Source organism: Nonomuraea aridisoli, assembly GCF_003236395.1.
Lineage (GTDB): Bacteria > Actinomycetota > Actinomycetes > Streptosporangiales > Streptosporangiaceae > Nonomuraea > Nonomuraea aridisoli.
The window spans coordinates 1-444 of record NZ_POUD01000671.1 but is presented as its reverse complement, the minus strand read 5'-3'; the positions used below and the strand labels follow the sequence as shown (position 1 = coordinate 444).

The following is a 444-nucleotide window of genomic DNA, read 5'->3' as shown; positions in this document are numbered from 1 at the left end:
CCTCCCACGTCCTTCATCGGCTCCTGATGCCAAGGCATCCACCGTGTGCCCTAAAAAACTTGGCCACAAAGATGCTCGCGTCCACTATGCAAATCTCAAACAACAAACAGCAACCACCTCCAAACCCGGAAACCCGGATCCTTCAGCGGCCCTGTACTGAGGTCCTACAGACCACGAGCCCAACCCGAAGGCGGGACTCGCAACCGGTCCGTTTCCTCAGGACCCAACAGTGTGCCCGGCACCTCGTAACCCCTGAAACCGTCGTTCCCACTCCCTCTCAAAGGAAGGCGGTACTAGCCGGCCAGCGATCACGCCGTACCGAATAGCCAGTGCTCCACTAGTGAGCTGTCACCCCACCACACATTCGGCGGTGATAGATGAGAGTGCTCCTTAGAAAGGAGGTGATCCAGCCGCACCTTCCGGTACGGCTACCTTGTTACGACT

Annotated in this window: 1 rRNA gene; it reads right to left on the bottom strand. The window is 57.9% G+C overall.

Going from position 1 to position 444, the window contains the following annotated elements:
• Positions 1-394: 394 nt before the first annotated feature.
• Positions 395-444: ribosomal RNA gene (locus C1J01_RS48650) — 16S ribosomal RNA — on the bottom strand; the annotation flags it as partial.